Here is a 20619-nt window from a genome sequence, read left to right on the forward strand (position 1 = left end):
CTAAGTGCACATTGGCATTATACACTTTTGAAATAGGATTACAACCATAATTTATACATGACGGCACCAACACTGATTGAGCACATATGGTATATAGCTAATTCACAGAAAAGAGATCTCACATTAACACTCTTCATTATAACCACAGTCTTACCACAAAATACTAGATCCCTCACTCACTATCTCTCCTATCGCAATCCTTTGATTAAACTGATTTTCCGTGATAGGGACAATTAATACATTAAACCTCTCCCCACTTTTTCTCTTCTTAGAGTACATCCTCAATCCAGCTACCACGTCCTTAAGCCTTGATGAATTTACCTCACCAAAGAAAACACTAAACTGAACCCTGGTTAGCCCCTTCTTTTTCAAAAAATCCGCAACCTTACTCCTCAACTGATCGTCAGTTATATCGTAAAATATTAAGTATAGCATACTCCAACCCCCTCCCCAAAAGGTTTGTTCTTTATCACTTACTCAAAAATGGTCTATACTCCTCATCCTTCAAAAGAGAATTAGCTAACCTCCTAGCTTGCGTATATATCAGATCCTCCTTAAACTTAATTGAATAAATCTCTTTCAAATCCTTAATCTTCTCCTCACTATCTCTAGCCAAACTTATCATTCTTCTATCCACAAAGGGAGACCTAAATTCCTCCATTAAATCGAACACTAGAGAAATCCTACCACTCCTCACACTGTGAAGAAAACCTATGTAAGGATTCAAACCAACTGAAACTAATGCAGAATAAACGCTCTTCCTAAGCATTGAATATCCTATATTTAACGCTACATTAAAGGGATCTTCATTCTTAACCCTCTTCTTCCTACCCTTAAAGCCCAATGATCTGGGTAGAAGCTTTCCAACACCCCTCCAGTAGACTTTTGCCCCCTCAGCCTCCTTATTCATTATTTCCTTTATGTCAGTTAGCACTAAAACTTGCCTACCTAGCTCGTCTAAATTTCTAGAAGACAAATCGTAACCATACTTCCTCTCGTAATATCTCAGCGTCATATATTGGTTGTGCAACTTAGCATAGATAAACTCCCTAGCGTAAATGTACCTCTTTTTCTTATGAGCAATTATTTGTTTAATCCAAAGCTTCATTGAACCCCCATATCTTGCTGGGATAAGTTTAGCTATCGGCTCGTATTTCTCAAAGAAGACTAGATCGATCCCGTAATGAAATGCAAGTTTAATTACTTCTGAGGAAATCACGGAGGTGGACAAAATCACAATTGAGGAAAGTTCTGCAGGAGAAACTTGCCACAATTCTTTATCCTTAAGTTCACATACTATCATCCCCTTCTTTACCCTTAAGAAAGCACCGTAATCTTTAACAAAAGCTATCTTCTTACCATCATCCATATTTAGAAATTAGAAACACTACTAATAAGCGTAATGCGTAAAATTTTCGATAATTTTAAGGTGTAAGTAATACTGGTATTACGGAAAAAAGATTTAAAAAATAAGCATATCGAGCCGTGAGGAAGGGAAAACACGACTATTAATCTTTCTAAGATACATCTAAGACACTTTCCATCCCTTTTGGGATGCATCTCTGAAAGTGTTAAGGGCTAGCTCTGGGCAAACTAGAGCTTTCAATCCCTTTTGGGATGCATCTACGCTACGTTGAAGAATTTGCGCGTTCTGGATACTACTTTCAATCCCTTTTGGGATGCATCAAAATAATACCTGAGGCATGGCTAAACGCATTACAACAATTCTTTCAATCCCTTTTGGGATGCATCGGATTCTGGTTGTTCTTTAATGATGCTCTATGGATTAACTTTCAATCCCTTTTGGGATGCATCGAGCATTACGTGAACTAGTATCAGATGCTGTGGTAAGGGGCTTTCAATCCCTTTTGGGATGCATCATAAAAGATTTACAAAAAGGGCTAAAAAGCGGAGTCTACTTTCAATCCCTTTTGGGATGCATCAACGAGCGACGCCAAATTCACGGAGCCTGAAATGGTCTTTCAATCCCTTTTGGGATGCATCCTTTAGGATTGGCTAGGATATTCGTGACGGTTTTAAGTAACTTTCAATCCCTTTTGGGATGCATCAGGTTTTATAGCTTAATTGTTAAGCGTTTAACTTTTTATCTTTCAATCCCTTTTGGGATGCATCTAGATGACTGGTTGATATTCCTAAAGGACTATATCATAAATCTAGCTTTCAATCCCTTTTGGGATGCATCTTGGAATATAAGGTATTGCCGGGTATTTACATATTGATACTTTCAATCCCTTTTGGGATGCATCTAAAAATTTTAACTTTTTTTGATCAATTTTCTCATGGATCTTTCAATCCCTTTTGGGATGCATCTTGTGGTATGTAATGGTGAGGGGTTAGATGAGGATAAACTTTCAATCCCTTTTGGGATGCATCTTACACGACAAGACCTAAGCTCACAGACCTAGCCACCTTTCAATCCCTTTTGGGATGCATCCAGAAATGAGGTACGATAAGTTTTCAGTTAATGTCCAAGACTTTCAATCCCTTTTGGGATGCATCAAAATAGGAGGTGGGTCAGCAAAGGGGTATGGTATTTCAACTTTCAATCCCTTTTGGGATGCATCTAGATATTTGATAGTTCCTTTAGGCGAATACTACCGCTTTCAATCCCTTTTGGGATGCATCCTAGACAGCAACAGAAGAATCAGCCCCACTACGAGTTTCTTTCAATCCCTTTTGGGATGCATCTTATAATAGATTTATTCAGAAATGTTGAGTCATATGTTAACTTTCAATCCCTTTTGGGATGCATCTTTTCTTACGGCTAGCGTTATGCTCATAATCCCAGTCTTCCCCTTTCAATCCCTTTTGGGATGCATCCAAGAACTTTTAAAGGGAGGGGTTGATAACATCATTAGTAACTTTCAATCCCTTTTGGGATGCATCAAGATATATAATATTTACTAATGTGAATGCGAATCAATTAATCTTTCAATCCCTTTTGGGATGCATCGATCTTCATAATCTGATATTATTACTTTCAATTCATTTAACTTTCAATCCCTTTTGGGATGCATCTTTTAACGCAAAATATATTAACAACAATAACATAATAAGCTTTCAATCCCTTTTGGGATGCATCATTAAATATTTGAGAATCTATGGGACTGCCAATGTTAGCTTTCAATCCCTTTTGGGATGCATCAAGAAGAAGATATGGAGATCATGTCTTTGAGAAAATTAACTTTCAATCCCTTTTGGGATGCATCTCTAGCGCCTGTGTTAACCCACTCTGTGGGGTTTTATTCTTTCAATCCCTTTTGGGATGCATCCTCAGCGTTATCAACAGGGTTAGAAAATTGCGTATGGACTCTTTCAATCCCTTTTGGGATGCATCCGAAAACAGCCTTCACTGCTCCGGCTTAAATGTTATCATCTTTCAATCCCTTTTGGGATGCATCAATACGTATACAATAAACATATTGTTTAGCTTAAAACAACTTTCAATCCCTTTTGGGATGCATCCGAACTGTGGTTACCCAACACAGCATATACTAATACATACTTTCAATCCCTTTTGGGATGCATCAAAGATAAAGTTACCCGAAAGTGCAATCGATGCATTATACTTTCAATCCCTTTTGGGATGCATCCCAACGATAACAGCCACTGTATCCGGTGGTACAAGTACGACTTTCAATCCCTTTTGGGATGCATCTCCCAGACACCCAAACGATAAGTATGATATGTTAGTGTTCTTTCAATCCCTTTTGGGATGCATCAGGCGCCGGGTATGCTATAATATTAAATAATATTTGATTCTTTCAATCCCTTTTGGGATGCATCGGTTATGGTCTTCCATATGGGGAAATACAATAACGGTAAACTTTCAATCCCTTTTGGGATGCATCATGCGGTTTGGGGGGTAATTGGTATCCCCACAGTAGCCGCCTTTCAATCCCTTTTGGGATGCATCGGGCTTTACTCATTTTTTTTATCACCACTCTATGATACTTTCAATCCCTTTTGGGATGCATCAATGGACAATTTACAATTTCCGCACCATTACAATCGGGATACTTTCAATCCCTTTTGGGATGCATCGCTGATAACCGCTTACGGAAATACCAGTTTGTTCCATATCTTTCAATCCCTTTTGGGATGCATCCCGGTAAAAGTGCTAAAGTTGGTACAGAAAGTACACACCTTTCAATCCCTTTTGGGATGCATCCCAATACTGCTACCAAGGGATAAAATAATGATAGAAGCACTTTCAATCCCTTTTGGGATGCATCAATATATGAGTGAAAACGAAAACGAAAGTGGAAAGAAAAACTTTCAATCCCTTTTGGGATGCATCTGGAAGACTTCTATTCAGAGCTAATATCACAACTACATCCTTTCAATCCCTTTTGGGATGCATCTTGATGGTAAGGCTGAATGTGAGAGTTACGGGTATTACTTTCAATCCCTTTTGGGATGCATCTGATGAGTGGGGATATATTTACAGTGTGTTAGTAAATACACTTTCAATCCCTTTTGGGATGCATCTAATTTGTCTAGTATACATAGTGTACTTACTTAAGTAATCCTTTCAATCCCTTTTGGGATGCATCTGTCTAACGTCATTAATATCATGATTCTTCGCATATCTTCTTTCAATCCCTTTTGGGATGCATCACTTGGATAATAACTGGCTAACAGAAAACTGGAGTAGTACCTTTCAATCCCTTTTGGGATGCATCAGTAAATAGAGAGAGAAGATAGGTAGGCTATTGATGCTTTCAATCCCTTTTGGGATGCATCTATTGTTAGTGTTACTGATAATGAAAGGTTTATTATTAACTTTCAATCCCTTTTGGGATGCATCCTATCAAGTTACATTACGATGTACAGTATGTGCAAACGACGTTTTTCTTTCAATCCCTTTTGGGATGCATCTTAATTATCCCTATTCCTTTTATTATATATATATTAGGGAACTTTCAATCCCTTTTGGGATGCATCTTTATGTGGCCTTTTATATATGTTGTTGAAGTTATAATCTCTTTCAATCCCTTTTGGGATGCATCAAATATCACCTTATCATCTTGTAATATTCTAACATGACCTTTTACTTTCAATCCCTTTTGGGATGCATCCATGGGCTGATGTGCAAACATGTGTTAAAGGTGTACAACCTTTCAATCCCTTTTGGGATGCATCGTTAACGTCGTAAAAGTAAGGAGATTAATGCGTAAAATACTTTCAATCCCTTTTGGGATGCATCGTGGGGTGTGCGTCCCAAGAACCCTATTTCCAGTTCTGTTCTCTTTCAATCCCTTTTGGGATGCATCATGTGATTGCACATTTTTATGATCATTTTATGCGGGAAGACTTTCAATCCCTTTTGGGATGCATCTGAAGTTGTTGACATTATAATGGAGTCAGAGTATATTAGCTTTCAATCCCTTTTGGGATGCATCTTGATACTGAAAGGAAGACGATTACAGTCAAACTAGAGATCTTTCAATCCCTTTTGGGATGCATCCGGACACTGACAAAATCGCAGAAGAATGGATTAATAAAGCTTTCAATCCCTTTTGGGATGCATCTTAATCAATATCGCGCGAAAGTAAATGCTTTATTGGGTGTCTTTCAATCCCTTTTGGGATGCATCGGATGCATCATTTATATTGGTTCCGCGCACGGGCATATCCACCCAACTTTCAATCCCTTTTGGGATGCATCAAATAATTTCTAAATAACGTGGTATGGTAAGGGTATACTCAAACTTTCAATCCCTTTTGGGATGCATCGACAAGAACTTCAGGAAAGAGCCATACAGTATTTGACAGCTTTCAATCCCTTTTGGGATGCATCCTATATGCAAATTATCTTAGATGATGATATTACTATAGCACTTTCAATCCCTTTTGGGATGCATCAAGCTCTCGATAATAATGAACGTAAGATCTGCCTAATACTTTCAATCCCTTTTGGGATGCATCATCACAAATGAGGTAGTGCCGACTGGTCTTCAGCTTCTCTTTCAATCCCTTTTGGGATGCATCAATAATACATCTCAACCTATTATACTAAATAAAGAGCTCTGCTTTCAATCCCTTTTGGGATGCATCGAGAAAATAAGCAAGTTCTTTTTATTGGTCAAAATGAATCTTTCAATCCCTTTTGGGATGCATCACAAAAGAAAAGACGAGGTAATGACGTGGCATATTAAAGTTGCTTTCAATCCCTTTTGGGATGCATCTAATGGCAGATAAATTCCGAATCCTTGTTTTAATTTTATCTTTCAATCCCTTTTGGGATGCATCAGAGAGATCAATATTGATGAAATCAGAAGTATATTAGATCACTTTCAATCCCTTTTGGGATGCATCATTACTTAGCGAATTAATAGACACATTAACAGATGTCAACTTTCAATCCCTTTTGGGATGCATCAACTTCTCATCCAGCGTCTGCTTATCCAATTGTGAATAGTACCTTTCAATCCCTTTTGGGATGCATCACGAGTACACTAACAATAAATTGGTCTATGCCAGTTACCCTTTCAATCCCTTTTGGGATGCATCGAAATTGTAAGCACGATCGCGTTACTGGCAGAAAAACAAACTTTCAATCCCTTTTGGGATGCATCTAATCGTATTCGTATTAGGTATTGAATGCATATACAAATACTTTCAATCCCTTTTGGGATGCATCAAGGTTAATCGAGGCTAAGAGGGTTAACTTGCACATTTATGACTTTCAATCCCTTTTGGGATGCATCATAAATGCCGTTACTGATCTGTATTGGCGCCGTACCTCTTTCAATCCCTTTTGGGATGCATCAAAAGTAGAAGATTTAGCGGAAATCGAGTTTGCCAATACCTTTCAATCCCTTTTGGGATGCATCCAATTAAAGTATATTGAACAATTTGCGAGTGCCGGATATTACTTTCAATCCCTTTTGGGATGCATCTTAATTCAACGAGACTGCGAAGCACCGAGGGAAATAGTACGCTTTCAATCCCTTTTGGGATGCATCTTAAGTAAGGCGTTTTCGCGGGATAGATATATTTTTCCCCTTTCAATCCCTTTTGGGATGCATCTCGAGCAACACTCGTTAGCTCGTCTTCTGCTGCAGACGTTTGCTTTCAATCCCTTTTGGGATGCATCTAAGTACGTGATTGAGGCTTAAACTTTGGGGATTATCTACCTTTCAATCCCTTTTGGGATGCATCTAGTAGTAAGTAGTCTGGACACTTACATTTAACACTTTTGCTTTCAATCCCTTTTGGGATGCATCACGTTAACTGAGGAAAGACTACTAGCGCTCTCGACCCACGCATCTTTCAATCCCTTTTGGGATGCATCCAAAAAAGAAGACACAAACCACACTCAGCTTACACTCCACTTTCAATCCCTTTTGGGATGCATCTAAAGAAGGAATACTGAAGATTGTAAATGAAATGGTAACTTTCAATCCCTTTTGGGATGCATCCTGGCTAACATATAATAACGGTACACTCGCTCTCGCCACTTTCAATCCCTTTTGGGATGCATCCAAAAAGTACCGTAAAATCAATACAACTGTTATATCTACCTTTCAATCCCTTTTGGGATGCATCACAAGTATGGAATGGTTTGGTTGCATTTGGTAATGATGTCCTTTCAATCCCTTTTGGGATGCATCATTTTTTCGTATGGGTTACCGTTTGACGTTGGCTTTACCATCTTTCAATCCCTTTTGGGATGCATCGTAAGAGAGATTCATTTTTCTGAGTGGGGTGAGATGAACTTTCAATCCCTTTTGGGATGCATCAACACACACGTTATAGTTTTAAATCACTGAGTGAATTATTTAATGCTTTCAATCCCTTTTGGGATGCATCCAACATACTTCTGTTAGTTTCAACTGGTATAGATAGCAAAAGCTTTCAATCCCTTTTGGGATGCATCTTAATTGTGTCATTCTGAGTCACCCTCAACCCATAGCGTAGCTTTCAATCCCTTTTGGGATGCATCATGTATTCGTATACGAGGTACTAGGGAAACTTATATACACTTTCAATCCCTTTTGGGATGCATCGACAGATATGGTAGTGGATGCCTATGGAATTGAAAGTCTTATCTTTCAATCCCTTTTGGGATGCATCCAATGACATGGATAGTGAAGATAATAAGAATATATAAAAACTTTCAATCCCTTTTGGGATGCATCTTAACTACCCCCACAATAGCTGCTGATGGAAGACTTGAGTGCTTTCAATCCCTTTTGGGATGCATCCAAATATAATGTGAAGACAACATTGCGTAATACCAACTTATATCTTTCAATCCCTTTTGGGATGCATCACTATTATAGAGGGCAATGCGAGGAGGAAGGTTTGTTATCTTTCAATCCCTTTTGGGATGCATCTAATCCTTTCACCTAAATATCGAGATACTATTATATCTTCTTCTCTTTCAATCCCTTTTGGGATGCATCAAGAAATAAGAGCGAGAAACAAAACGAAAAACGAAATCATCTTTCAATCCCTTTTGGGATGCATCTAGAGAAGGGTCTTCTAGAAAGAAGACCGGTAAAGAACTTTCAATCCCTTTTGGGATGCATCATGCACGTATTGCGAATAATGCAACGTGTGGCACTGTGACATTCTTTCAATCCCTTTTGGGATGCATCCATGGTCTCACACCCTCTGTGCTAAATGCTTAATCATCTCTCTTTCAATCCCTTTTGGGATGCATCAGGGGAAAACAAGAGTATATGAGTTTAGTGATGGTATCTTCTTTCAATCCCTTTTGGGATGCATCCAGAAAGAGGCTAAGAACAGTAGGTTAGCGCGCGTAACCTCCTTTCAATCCCTTTTGGGATGCATCACGATGTAATGAGGCATTACAGAAAAGCAGATGAAGAGACTGGCTTTCAATCCCTTTTGGGATGCATCAGCACCTGCTAAAGCGACACTATTGTTGTAAGGATCCCCTTTCAATCCCTTTTGGGATGCATCGAGCAAGTTGCAGTTAATCGCTCAATGCTGAAGATAAGGCTTTCAATCCCTTTTGGGATGCATCATATAAGGGGAGATATATATTGTATATTACAATTTCACTCTTTCAATCCCTTTTGGGATGCATCCCACAAATGAAGGCGAAAATATACGCGTTAAGTGAGAGGAACTTTCAATCCCTTTTGGGATGCATCTTGGTCGATACCTTGAGGTTTTGAAATACGTAAGTACTTTCAATCCCTTTTGGGATGCATCTTGGTCGATACCTTGAGGTTTTGAAATACGTAAGTACTTTCAATCCCTTTTGGGATGCATCAAAACCAAATTCAAACCCCGCGGGTGTTGGGGGTTTTTCCTTTCAATCCCTTTTGGGATGCATCAAATGTATATAATCTTGTTATTCAGCCAGCGTATGATGAGTACGTGTTGACTTTCAATCCCTTTTGGGATGCATCATATACGATTTCCAAATAAGGAGTAAAAGTAGAGAGGGTTCTTTCAATCCCTTTTGGGATGCATCCAGCGTTACCGTCAGACCCAGATTTCGCCCAAGCGTTTAACTTTCAATCCCTTTTGGGATGCATCTCGAATATTGAAGTGAGAATCATAAATTATTAATACACACTTTCAATCCCTTTTGGGATGCATCGTGGGAGATTCGTGAAATTGCATGGAAGATGTTGGCGGAAGCTTTCAATCCCTTTTGGGATGCATCTAAAAAATTGTTAAGGCTGGCAAATCTTGAAAAGGTACCCTTTCAATCCCTTTTGGGATGCATCATGATGGAACATGGTGTAATTATGCATGAGATTGTCGACTTTCAATCCCTTTTGGGATGCATCAATATCCTTACCTTTTGCACCGTCCACTCCATAACTTCGTCTTTCAATCCCTTTTGGGATGCATCTTGATTTTGCGTTTGATTCAGAGGTATTATACTACAAGGATATCAACTTTCAATCCCTTTTGGGATGCATCTATATTTTATTTCAACTTTTAAGCGTTTAACTTTTTATTATTATCTTTCAATCCCTTTTGGGATGCATCAACGTTACAATGATGGTAAGTGGAGATTATATTAAGTACGCTTTCAATCCCTTTTGGGATGCATCAATGGATGTCGATGAAGCTGTCTCAAAGGTTCATGTTGTTTCTTTCAATCCCTTTTGGGATGCATCAGCCAGCTGCGCTTTTTGAGATAATTGCGTCAATTCAAGCTTTCAATCCCTTTTGGGATGCATCATTGAATAAGATTGAACCTCCTGATTTAGGAGATAACTTTCAATCCCTTTTGGGATGCATCATTGACCGGAAACAAACCATCATTATCATTACTTGATGCTTTCAATCCCTTTTGGGATGCATCAAAAATATTAAGTCAATATGAAGAGCCGCGTTATGCTAACTTTCAATCCCTTTTGGGATGCATCATATTACAATCACCATGAAGGTAAAACAGTTGGATGAAACTTTCAATCCCTTTTGGGATGCATCAAACTGAGGCACAAATAAGACGTGAGTTAACAGTATATCACTTTCAATCCCTTTTGGGATGCATCATTTAAAATGAATACTATAATATATTCCACTCAATTATATCTTTCAATCCCTTTTGGGATGCATCCAATACCTTCCAATATTAGCCACTGTAGCAATAGTAATACTTTCAATCCCTTTTGGGATGCATCCAATACCTTCCAATATTAGCCACTGTAGCAATAGTAATACTTTCAATCCCTTTTGGGATGCATCTGCAATTTTTACATGTCATATTTAGTATTTAGTATTCACCTTTCAATCCCTTTTGGGATGCATCCGTCATATGTAGCGCAATGCGTAGCACTTGGCGGAACAACCCTTTCAATCCCTTTTGGGATGCATCATAATAACCCAATGGAATGGTATGTAAAAATGATACTTTCAATCCCTTTTGGGATGCATCGGATTGAAAGTTATGACAAAGGAGGTTGATATTGAGGGTTTTAGACTTTCAATCCCTTTTGGGATGCATCACGATGGTAGAGAAATTGTTTTATGCGGGGGTGATTAATGACTTTCAATCCCTTTTGGGATGCATCCCCAACGGGCACGGGGAGTTTTTCAGACGTCCCTAAGCCCTTTCAATCCCTTTTGGGATGCATCAAGTTCTTTCGCAACTTCAACATTCTGCGCCGGCTCCAACTTTCAATCCCTTTTGGGATGCATCCGTGGCGCTTAAGGCTTAATATATTTTAAGGCTTAACCTTTCAATCCCTTTTGGGATGCATCTTTATAGTTGCTGTGGATGCAGACATTTGGGTCATGATATCTTTCAATCCCTTTTGGGATGCATCCCGGGACTAAGTATATCATGGGGATAAAAAAATGAACTTTCAATCCCTTTTGGGATGCATCAAAGACAGAACTAATGATGTAAATGTAAATAACTACTTAAACTTTCAATCCCTTTTGGGATGCATCAGAAGTAAGCGTTCTATCTTGCAACGTCACTATAAACTCGCTTTCAATCCCTTTTGGGATGCATCAGATGAAGTCAGGATCTCCATAGTTAAATGGCACAACAATAATAACCTTTCAATCCCTTTTGGGATGCATCATTTAGTAGTAGCAATTAACATAATAGTATTTTCTCCTTTTCTTTCAATCCCTTTTGGGATGCATCCAGAAATAGATTTCTGGGGTTGTTACCGCATACTTTGGTGCTTTCAATCCCTTTTGGGATGCATCCACAAATAAGGCAGGGGTTTTACAACGAACAGCAAATAAACTTTCAATCCCTTTTGGGATGCATCTGATTTTCAGTCAGAAATATTGCTCTATAAGGATATTAGCTTTCAATCCCTTTTGGGATGCATCCTAGAGGATATGGGAGCCCCGCCAGATGTTGTCGACTTTCAATCCCTTTTGGGATGCATCAGAGTTTCGGCAATCGCCCAACAGGCACTAGCCGTGTGGGACTTTCAATCCCTTTTGGGATGCATCTTATATAATGCGTAGTGCCGTTGATGAGAACATTTATATGCTTTCAATCCCTTTTGGGATGCATCAGGTTATGAAGTGGGGTATCAAAGTTGTGAAGATAACGAACTTTCAATCCCTTTTGGGATGCATCCCTTTTTTCAATTCATCAGCACTCAGGTTACTAAATACTCTTTCAATCCCTTTTGGGATGCATCATCATTGTAGCGGTTATATAATTTAAATAGCCATATGCACCTTTCAATCCCTTTTGGGATGCATCAGAATTTATTACGAGTTGGATAATAATTGCAGAAATATCTTTCAATCCCTTTTGGGATGCATCATAGCCGATTGCAACATTTTCTACGTTTGCAGTATCTGTCTTTCAATCCCTTTTGGGATGCATCTAGGTCACACTGTTTTAAGCAGCCTAGAGACAGGGTTTAACTTTCAATCCCTTTTGGGATGCATCTTGGCGAAGGCGCAGTTAGAATGGGAAGATTTAAAAATGTTCTTTCAATCCCTTTTGGGATGCATCTGATGTGTTTATTAATCTCTTTCCTTATTTTCTCCTTCTCTGCTAATAAGTTTTACTTTTTTTCCTACTTTTCTCATCCTACCCTATTTCCTAGTAATTTTCTTTCCCTTTTTTGGTTGGATGGTCCTTTAATTGAATTGAAAGTTATGGAGTGTTTTTAAACGTTTAATTTGTGAAGAGATTTTCAAACCTTCCGCATTGAGACTCGAAATTTCACGTTTTTATTACCAACATGAAAATAGAACTCCCTCCTTATAATTAATTTAAACTAAAGTACTATCATAGTAATATCACGTTAAAAAATCATTAAAAAATGATGGAATATAAGAAAAGAAATTCACAAGAAGAAACAAATAACCTTTTAAAGACATTTAAATAAACACGAAACCACCTAAAAACACACCAAACAAAAAATAAAAAATTTTCAACACAAAACTAGATTTCTCTCTCATAAAACTTTCCTACTTTAACTGGTTTGCAATAATTGAAAAATCCACAGTTTTTGCACTTTTTGGCAGGCTGAATTACTTTAATCTTTTCGTTTTTATTCTTTTGTATACTTCTTATTTTATTTATCATTTTCTCTATGTAGTCCTTATCTTGGGTAGTGTACGGTATTCTAACTATTCTTTTTAAAGGTATGTAGTAAAGGTAGGCCTCTTTAACTATCATGTTAAGCTTTTCCATGATGTAGGAGTAAAATATTAGTTGAAACTTATGGTCTAAAGAAACTCTTTTACTATTCTTGAGGTCTAACGGAGAGTTGTAATAAGAAAACTTTAGGATATAATCTGGTACTCCAACTAGATCCTTATATCTGAGCACTGGTTTTTTGATTATTTCCTTAGCCTTAAGTGTTGGGTAGAGGAAACTCATAATTTTCTCTTTATCTACTTCATCTCCTTCGATCATGGCTTCAGTTGTTCTCTCTTCAAAGCCGAGACTCTCTATTTGAATAATTGCAGGACAGAAGACGTAATGTTTTATTGTAATCCCGCTAATCATAATATAATATAGTCTAAGTCTTTTATATTCAATAAGGAGTCTACGGTAAATAGTCTACCTTTTCTCAACTTTCTGGGGGATTAGGCAAAAGGCTTTTACAACAAAGGTTTAACTTTAGAGGTCAAAGTAGTTGCTTATCTTTCATTAAACGACACAAAAAAGGGTTCATGAAGTTAAACATTTTTAGTTATATCTATAAGGCAAAAATTCATGAAATTAGTAAATTTTATTCATTACTATTCTACCTATGAGTGAAATCTTGGCTTAACATTTACCTTAAAAGGGAAGAGATAATTTGGGTGAGTAAATCAAACCTATTCACGTTCTCATCCTCATAAAATAAACTCGTCCTCACCCTAAAAATACTTTTCCACAAAAAGAAAATTCAATTTATATCAAATAACAAAATTGTTGTCCACACTCCTACCTATTCCCAAAAGGAGTTAAAGCATTTAATTTGTCTAATAAATATTTATTCTCCTTTTTCTCTATTTTATATATGTTCTTTACACTAACTGATGTATTGTTGATGGCTAAAAGAGTTAGACTTAGCCCTAAGACAGTTTCAGAGGAATTGAGAGGATGGCACTGGAATGAACCGCCAATATATTACTCCTCCACTAATTTCTTAAACGTCTCCGACCTAACTAATGGCTTCTGCGAAACGGGACGCTACGTGTACTTGAAACATAAGGGAATTAAGCCTGAGATTCCTGAAGGAGCTAACGACATTCATTACGTTTACGCTGAAGGAATACAGACAATAAAGAGGTTAATATATGAAGAAGGAGAAAACATGAGTGGAAGTAGGCTTAGAACTTTAATGACTGACGAATTTTATAGGATCATGAGGAACGTTCATGACGTTGAAAAGGCTAAGGTTTTGTGGGATCATATAACTAACATTTACTCAGCTGAAATAGATAAATATAGGGCTAAGCAGTTCTTAACCAGAGAGTCTTTAGCATCTCTAGTAATTCCTTTTTACGTTGAATATACAATAGATGGTTCATTTATAGGATTACAAAATAACATTAGGGTCGACGCTTTTGTTCCACTAATTCCGCTAATAGCTGAGATGAAGACTGGAAGGCAGAGAAAAGCTCACGAACTTTCATTAGCGGGCTATGCTCTAGCTATAGAGAGCCAGTTTGAGATCCCGATCGATTTTGGAAATTTATGTTACGTTCTAGTTGACAAGAGTGTATCAACAAACTGTAAGCTAATTCACATTTCAGACTCTCTAAGGGACGAATTCTTAGAAGTTAGAGATAGGGGGTTTGAAGCGATGGAAACTGATCCGGGAATGCCTAAGAAATGTGATGAGACTTGTCCGTATTTAAGGTATTGCAACAAATTGTAGGAATTTTAGTCAAAAAGCGATCATTACATCAATTGTATAACTCCCTAAAAGCATTATTTTAAAGTTTTATCTCTGTATTAAGATTTCTCATTATCTGCTAGAGTGTGGACAAGAATTTCATCCACCTCCATAATTTTATTCTGACTAATGCTTATTTCGAGTAAATAGAATTGTTAGGAAGAACACTTTCAACCACCTCATTATGCTCCTTACCGAGTTCCAAGGGAAGTGAAAAACCCGCCAGCCTATGTTTCAAGCTTCTAAACACTACCACTAATCTTACCAAATTTCTCGACCTAGTGCTTAGCGAATAAGTTGAACGAGTTGTACGCTCTATCGCGTACATGACCTTATCCCTCCAATTCTCCAGGTTAACGTCATCAATATTACGTAAACGTGATGACCACCCTAATGAAGAAAGCCCAGACTCTGCCTAACAACCCAAATACTCGCCATTAATCCTCAAAACCCTAGTCTCATCAACAAGTAAGTGTCCATTTACAACGTCAAGCTTAAACTCATAACTTTAGCCAATATGTGAAGATAGTAAAGCAAGGTAGTGTGAGGCAAAGAGGTCCTCCAACCAGCTCAACAAGTAGCTGATGAAATCTCGTCTAGTGTGTAAAATGTTAGCTTAACCTTAAAAGAGATAATTTGGGTGAGGAAATCAAACCTATTCACGTTATCACCCTCATAAATAACTCACCCTCACCCTAAAAATACTTTTCTAGATGAAATTCAATTTATCTCAAAATAACAAAATTCTTGTTGACACTGCTACACGCAGTACGCACATTCCATCGGATGCCTTCACCGAGTGTGATTAGGACAACGCTGATTACCATGGGTCAACACATCACCTGTGTGAGCCGTGATATTTTTACTTTCACTCAGAAAAAATAATTTTGTCTAGTCGAGACGTGATACCCACTGAAAAATAAGTGGAGAAAGCTCGAAAAATGAAGAAGACGCAATAATAAGAAGAAAGAGAAGGAGACGAGAAGCGGGAGGAAAAAAGGGAAAAAGAGAGGAGAAAAAAATCCCATCCTAAAATTTTAGAAACTTCTTGTACTCGCTAATTAAATTATTCATCGCGTTACCTTTCCTATTCTGGTTCGCAGTAATCGTATCTGCTATCATTAATGGTCCTACCAGAATAACGTAATGGATGTAGTCCTCGTTAAAGGCTCCTTTTAACTCATTTACAGCTTTAGAGAGGCTCAACTTCTCCAACTCCCTCAACAGGTCGAGGGTCTTCTGAGGGTTTATGTTCAAGTATTTCGCCACCTCATCTATGTCCTTTTCACATCCGTGATAGAACTCATAATACCGTTCATTACTCGGAATCAGAAGCTCATTCTTTTTCCTATCACCCATAGCCTCATGGTGACTCAACGCGGCAATTGCTGATATAGATGCTAACTTATCATTCCCTATTTTTAAATCATTTATTAACCTCCACACGATGTATCCACTAAAAATCTCATGGCCATAGTAATTACTAGCTTCTAGCTGATAGTAAATAGAGGTCTTACCGATATCGTGGAAACCTGAAGCTATCCTCACCGCTTTCTCTACGTCCTCTACACTCGCGTTTAACCTCTTGGACAGGATAGGTACTACTTGATGGAGGAAGTTCCTCTCTAATACCTTCACAGTGCCAATTGCGTGTTGCTGGAAGGTCTCCTTATTTTTGAAAGCCCAACACTCAGTTTTCATAATCTCAAACCTAATTCTTCATTGTAGTTTCTAGGGTCTACGTGGAAGGCTACTAACATGTATTTCTCCTTTCCATTCCCGTAATAGGGTGTGAGTTCACCGTTCCCTTTCTTCACGAAGACGTTCGTGTAGTTACTACATAAGCATCTCCTGTCTCTCAAGTACCTTCTAGGGAAGCAATCCTCAACTACGGTTACTGTATCTACACCATTTCCCTCGTCAACGCTGAACTTCTCGAAGAATGCCTTAACGCATTCCTGGTCCTCGATAGAGCGCAAGAAGTAATCTCCATCTACTGATATCAAATCGTCGTGGCTTTTAGGAATCTCAGTCGCCAGACTAACCACGAAGGAGTCTGTCAGAGAGCAGTAGTCGCTTAAGATCTCCTTTAACTGCTGTTTCGTAGAAAAGAAGTTGAAGTCCAGATGGGTCAACTTGTCATACAGTTCCCTTTGTTTGTAATCGAATGGAACGGTATTGTAAACGCGTTCGATAATTTCACTATAGCCTTCCGCATTGCCACATCCGTAAGGGTGTTTGAAGCATATTATTCCATTTTTCCCCTTGATCTCATTCATCGTTCTCTCAACCTCTTCCTTGCTGTAAGGATAGTACTTGTCGTCCTCTATAATGTATATTCTTCCTTCTCCTTCCCTATTCCTCAAGATCCTTCCAGCCCTCTGAACTAAGGAAAATATTGGAGCCTGTTCAGTTATGAGGACGTCGTAATCCAGGTTTACACCGACCTCTATAACTTGCGTCGCTACAACTATCCTCTTAAAACCTTTCCCTCTCTTATCCTTTTCCTTAAACCTGGAGTGAATCAATGAAACATCCTCGTATTTTTGCTTCAACTTCTCGTAAACTTCTATTGCGCCATCAACAGTGTTCATGACTATTAAGATCTTCTCATCCTTGTGAGCGTTAACTATTTCCTCTAATTTCTCCTTCTTTATTACCTCAATTGGCACGTAAGGCGTCCTGAATTCCTTGTCTGCTATTTCCACCAACGTGAAATTTATATCGTTATCTAGGTCGCATTCGTATTCCCTAATCTCGTCCTTCTCTTCTTCTCCTCTTTCTCCTATCTCTCTACAGTTATACTTCTTCTCAGCGTCGCCGAAATTCCTCACTACCTCTATTTTCACTACCTCTTTCCCCCACTTAGCTATATTCTTCACTATCTCGCTGTCTATTGCTTTACTAGAAGACGCTGAGGACAGTATCATGTTGACTCCATGCCTAGCTAAAACGCTGACGCTGGCGAGAAGCGACGCCCACGAATTACCTTCTCTCATTAAGTGATATTCGTCGAAGTGGACAATCGAAGTGAATATTGAGAACCTTGGAATATCGTAATGCCCATGGACCGAGAAAGGCTCTCCAACGCTTCCCTTGAATAAATTCATGAGGAAAGAGTCATAAGTGGTAATGACGAAGTCAGCCAAGAAATTAGGTGTTTTAGTCTCTGAGGGGGCGAAGGAGTACTGAACTCCGTAGCTTAACTGCGCCTCCCTAGCTTTCTCCTCGATATCCCAGATTAGCGTCTTAGTAGGAACCACGTGAATTATCCTAGAGAAAGTGGTAGTAACGTTTTCTTTCAAATACTTAGCTAAGGTTAGGGAGAGAGTTGTCTTGCCATAACCTGTTGGGAAGTTAAGGATGAAGTTAACATCTTTACATTCTGAAAGCTTCCTATCATTTATTTTCTTGTCGCTATCCCTACAGTTAAGTATATCCCAGAACTTATCAACGCCTAATCTCATTAGATCAGCTCGTCTCCAGATCCTATGAAAGTCTGTTTTTAAAGTTAACGCATGACAAATCATCAACACATTTCTTCAACACATAGTGTTTCTGACGTAAATAGATTTCCTCACGTCCTTGAATTTGGTCTTCATCTCTATCTAGAACTTTGATTTTATTGTTATTACCATCATCATTACTATTTTTTGTTTTGTGCTATAATCCATTTTGCCGAAATCTTCTCGTTTATAATCAACAAACTTCATGACGTCCTAAGGCGACATTAATTCTACAGTGATTAATGAGTATACTCAAGTTGAATAAAAAATAATTGCTTATTTCTCGTTTTGTTTTTTCTCTCTTTTCCCTCTTCCTCTTGTGACTTCTATAAAGACTAAGTTAAAATGGCTAAGATCTTCTACTCCTCATCTTTACTTCCACTGCCGCAGAGTTTTTCAGTAATAATTCACTCGTTGACTGCACATAGCTTGACAATCACATTACCCCTTAATAGCTCTCTACGCCAATGGACCTCTGCGAAATAACGTAAGATACGCCTTCCTTGAGCTTCCTCACATCATAGATGCTCAAGGGTGGATCATCCTCACTAAGGTTCTCTCTCCAGATCATGATGGCCATCTCTTCCGGTGAAATTGAACCTCCTAAGGCTTCAAATACCAGGTTAACTATCCTATTCATGAAGTCAGCTACTTTCTCGTTGCTGAGAGCCCTTTTAACGTAATAAGGTATCTCATCCTTGTACTTGAGCCTCAGGAACTTAGAGAGCTCGATGAATGATCTTATAGAGGCATAGCTGTTGTTCTCTATTACCTCAGTCCTACGCGATGAGGTCAACATTATTATCTTCTGAGCGTCCCACAACTTGAATGAAAAGGAGAATATCCTATTTAGGTGCGAGAACCTCTTCAAGGCATCAGGTTTACCAGAGATGCGCAACTTATCCTTGACATATAGTTTCTTGAAGTCCACTAATTGTGCACTGAAGGATGAATCTATTGGAGCTAACACTATGTAACTCATAAAACTGTTACCTATTTTGCTCTTAAACATTATTATCCTAAACCATGAAAAGGACAACGTCGCTAAGAAAGCTGATAGAAGAGTTATTTTAATGGACTTGTAACCTTTCTTAGCAGTCTTTCCATTCCATCCTCCAAACCATCTCTCAGCCTCCATGGTCTCTGGTAGGATCAAGGGATAACCGTCAGTCTCGCTGTCGGCATTGTTAATTAGCTCGTCAGCCGTTATCTTCATGAGGAGCTCTATTATGTCACTGTAATTTCTCGTGAAACCCCTCAGCATACTCTTCAGCTCTTCGTCATTCTTCATGTCATTTACTGCACTGTTTAACACTTCCTCCATGAGTTGTTTGGTGGGAGCTCGTAACTTCAACTTGTCTCTTTCAACCTCGTAGTCTAATCCCAACTGTTTCAGGTAAATCGCTGAGCTCATCGCCAATTCTCTAGATAAAAAACCTTCCATGGGTAGGGTAGTGGTGATTTCCACTTCCTTCTTTTCTACTACCATCTCAAACCGCCTTTAGGTACTATAACGAGCGAATTATTCACCTTGTATACAGTACACTCTTCACGATATAAATTGCTCACCTTCATGAAACCACCAAACAGTGGTCCATGTTTAGGTATCACGAACTTCTCAACATTTGGCTTTTCATCAGAAGTGGGTGCCTTCGATGACAATTTATAGATTCCAGTCATAGGCATTTCTACACCTTCATCTGAATTCACGCATTTGGATGGGAAGTAGAAGTTAGTGTTTATCTCGTCAGGAGCGCTCATCTCCTCAACTTCTCCTTCAATGACTTTTAGCACGCTAACTAGAGACTCCTTCGAGCCTAACGACGTCACTTGCCACGCTAACTTCCTCCATAACTCTTCCTTACCCCTCAGAAGTAAGAGAACGTTGAAAGTCGTCATAGGCGCATATATCTTACCGAAGGCTGAAACTCCAAACCAGTTCTGCATTTCTTCCAATTTCCTGTTCTTCTCCTGTCTGTAAGGAACCCTCTCTTCCCTCATTAAGTCTGAGTATCTGATCATCAGTGGTTCCTCAGTGCCGTAAGTTATCCAGAAAAGGTCCTTCTTTGCCAGTTGATCCACGAATTCCTTAGTGCATGACTCGTTCCTCTCGTTTACAGCGTGATTACAGTAACCTCTAGAGAGCGCTCCAATCAGTGTGGAAACTGGTGGCATGGGAAATGACTCGCCACCGGCTGAAGCTGAAGGGTACCTTACGGAATAACCCCAGTGATGCTTCCCTACAATCAGTATTCCGTACATTTAATTCCC

General features: G+C 38.7%; 9 protein-coding genes and 1 CRISPR repeat array. Of the genes, 1 reads left to right on the forward strand and 8 read right to left on the reverse strand.

Going from position 1 to position 20619, the window contains the following annotated elements; all coding sequences use genetic code 11:
• Positions 1-150: 150 nt before the first annotated feature.
• The 3 genes from SUSAZ_10230 to SUSAZ_10240 form a co-directional block, all read right to left on the reverse strand.
• Positions 151-435, reverse strand: a complete 285-nt coding sequence (locus SUSAZ_10230) for a CRISPR-associated protein Cas2 (GenBank protein ID AHC52228.1) — start codon at positions 433-435, stop codon at positions 151-153.
• A 34-nt stretch (positions 436-469) separates the two neighbouring features.
• A complete protein-coding gene (locus tag SUSAZ_10235; protein ID AHC52229.1) occupies positions 470-1369 on the reverse strand; it encodes a CRISPR-associated protein Cas1 in 900 nt (299 codons plus the stop codon).
• A gap of 167 nt (positions 1370-1536) precedes the next feature.
• Positions 1537-12456: direct repeats of the CRISPR family, unit length 25 nt; unit sequence CTTTCAATCCCTTTTGGGATGCATC.
• 435 nt (positions 12457-12891) lie between these two features.
• Positions 12892-13464 carry a CRISPR-associated protein Cas4 gene (locus SUSAZ_10240; GenBank protein AHC52230.1) on the reverse strand — a complete coding sequence of 191 codons (573 nt, stop codon included), beginning with the start codon at positions 13462-13464 and terminating at the stop codon, positions 12892-12894.
• Between the two features lie 496 nt (positions 13465-13960).
• On the opposite strand from SUSAZ_10240, the gene SUSAZ_10245 reads away from it, so the two are divergent.
• Positions 13961-14824: a CRISPR-associated protein Csa1 gene (locus SUSAZ_10245; protein AHC52231.1), complete on the forward strand. Its 864-nt coding sequence runs from the start codon at positions 13961-13963 to the stop codon at positions 14822-14824.
• A 1047-nt stretch (positions 14825-15871) separates the two neighbouring features.
• On the opposite strand, the gene SUSAZ_10250 is transcribed toward SUSAZ_10245, so the two are convergent.
• The 5 genes from SUSAZ_10250 to SUSAZ_10270 form a co-directional block, all read right to left on the reverse strand.
• Positions 15872-16543: a hypothetical protein gene (locus SUSAZ_10250; protein AHC52648.1), complete on the reverse strand. Its 672-nt coding sequence runs from the start codon at positions 16541-16543 to the stop codon at positions 15872-15874.
• Positions 16540-18309 carry an RNA helicase gene (locus SUSAZ_10255; protein AHC52232.1) on the reverse strand — a complete coding sequence of 590 codons (1770 nt, stop codon included), beginning with the start codon at positions 18307-18309 and terminating at the stop codon, positions 16540-16542. The genes SUSAZ_10250 and SUSAZ_10255 overlap by 4 nt, the downstream gene beginning before the upstream one ends.
• A gap of 141 nt (positions 18310-18450) precedes the next feature.
• Positions 18451-18555: a hypothetical protein gene (locus tag SUSAZ_10260; GenBank protein AHC52649.1), complete on the reverse strand. Its 105-nt coding sequence runs from the start codon at positions 18553-18555 to the stop codon at positions 18451-18453.
• 241 nt (positions 18556-18796) lie between these two features.
• A complete protein-coding gene (locus tag SUSAZ_10265) occupies positions 18797-19837 on the reverse strand; it encodes a hypothetical protein (GenBank protein ID AHC52650.1) in 1041 nt (346 codons plus the stop codon).
• Complete coding sequence (locus SUSAZ_10270; protein ID AHC52233.1) at positions 19831-20610, reverse strand: CRISPR-associated protein Cas5; 780 nt, start codon at positions 20608-20610, stop codon at positions 19831-19833. Before SUSAZ_10270 ends, SUSAZ_10265 begins: the two co-directional genes overlap by 7 nt.
• Positions 20611-20619 lie beyond the last annotated feature (9 nt).

Origin of the sequence: Sulfolobus acidocaldarius SUSAZ (assembly GCA_000508305.1) — an archaeon.
GTDB classification, from domain to species: Archaea; Thermoproteota; Thermoprotei_A; order Sulfolobales; family Sulfolobaceae; genus Sulfolobus; species Sulfolobus acidocaldarius_A.

What these genes read in the sequence shown, in the direction of transcription:
- SUSAZ_10265 (AHC52650.1), bottom strand. Translation starts at nt 19,837, where the DNA reads ATGGTAGTAGAAAAGAAGGAAGTGGAAATCACCACTACCCTACCCATG.
- SUSAZ_10230 (AHC52228.1), bottom strand. Translation starts at nt 435, where the DNA reads ATGCTATACTTAATATTTTACGATATAACTGACGATCAGTTGAGGAGT.
- SUSAZ_10245 (AHC52231.1), top strand. Translation starts at nt 13,961, where the DNA reads ATGTTCTTTACACTAACTGATGTATTGTTGATGGCTAAAAGAGTTAGA.
- SUSAZ_10250 (AHC52648.1), bottom strand. Translation starts at nt 16,543, where the DNA reads ATGAAAACTGAGTGTTGGGCTTTCAAAAATAAGGAGACCTTCCAGCAA.
- SUSAZ_10260 (AHC52649.1), bottom strand. Translation starts at nt 18,555, where the DNA reads ATGAAGTTTGTTGATTATAAACGAGAAGATTTCGGCAAAATGGATTAT.
- SUSAZ_10255 (AHC52232.1), bottom strand. Translation starts at nt 18,309, where the DNA reads ATGAGATTAGGCGTTGATAAGTTCTGGGATATACTTAACTGTAGGGAT.
- SUSAZ_10235 (AHC52229.1), bottom strand. Translation starts at nt 1,369, where the DNA reads ATGGATGATGGTAAGAAGATAGCTTTTGTTAAAGATTACGGTGCTTTC.
- SUSAZ_10270 (AHC52233.1), bottom strand. Translation starts at nt 20,610, where the DNA reads ATGTACGGAATACTGATTGTAGGGAAGCATCACTGGGGTTATTCCGTA.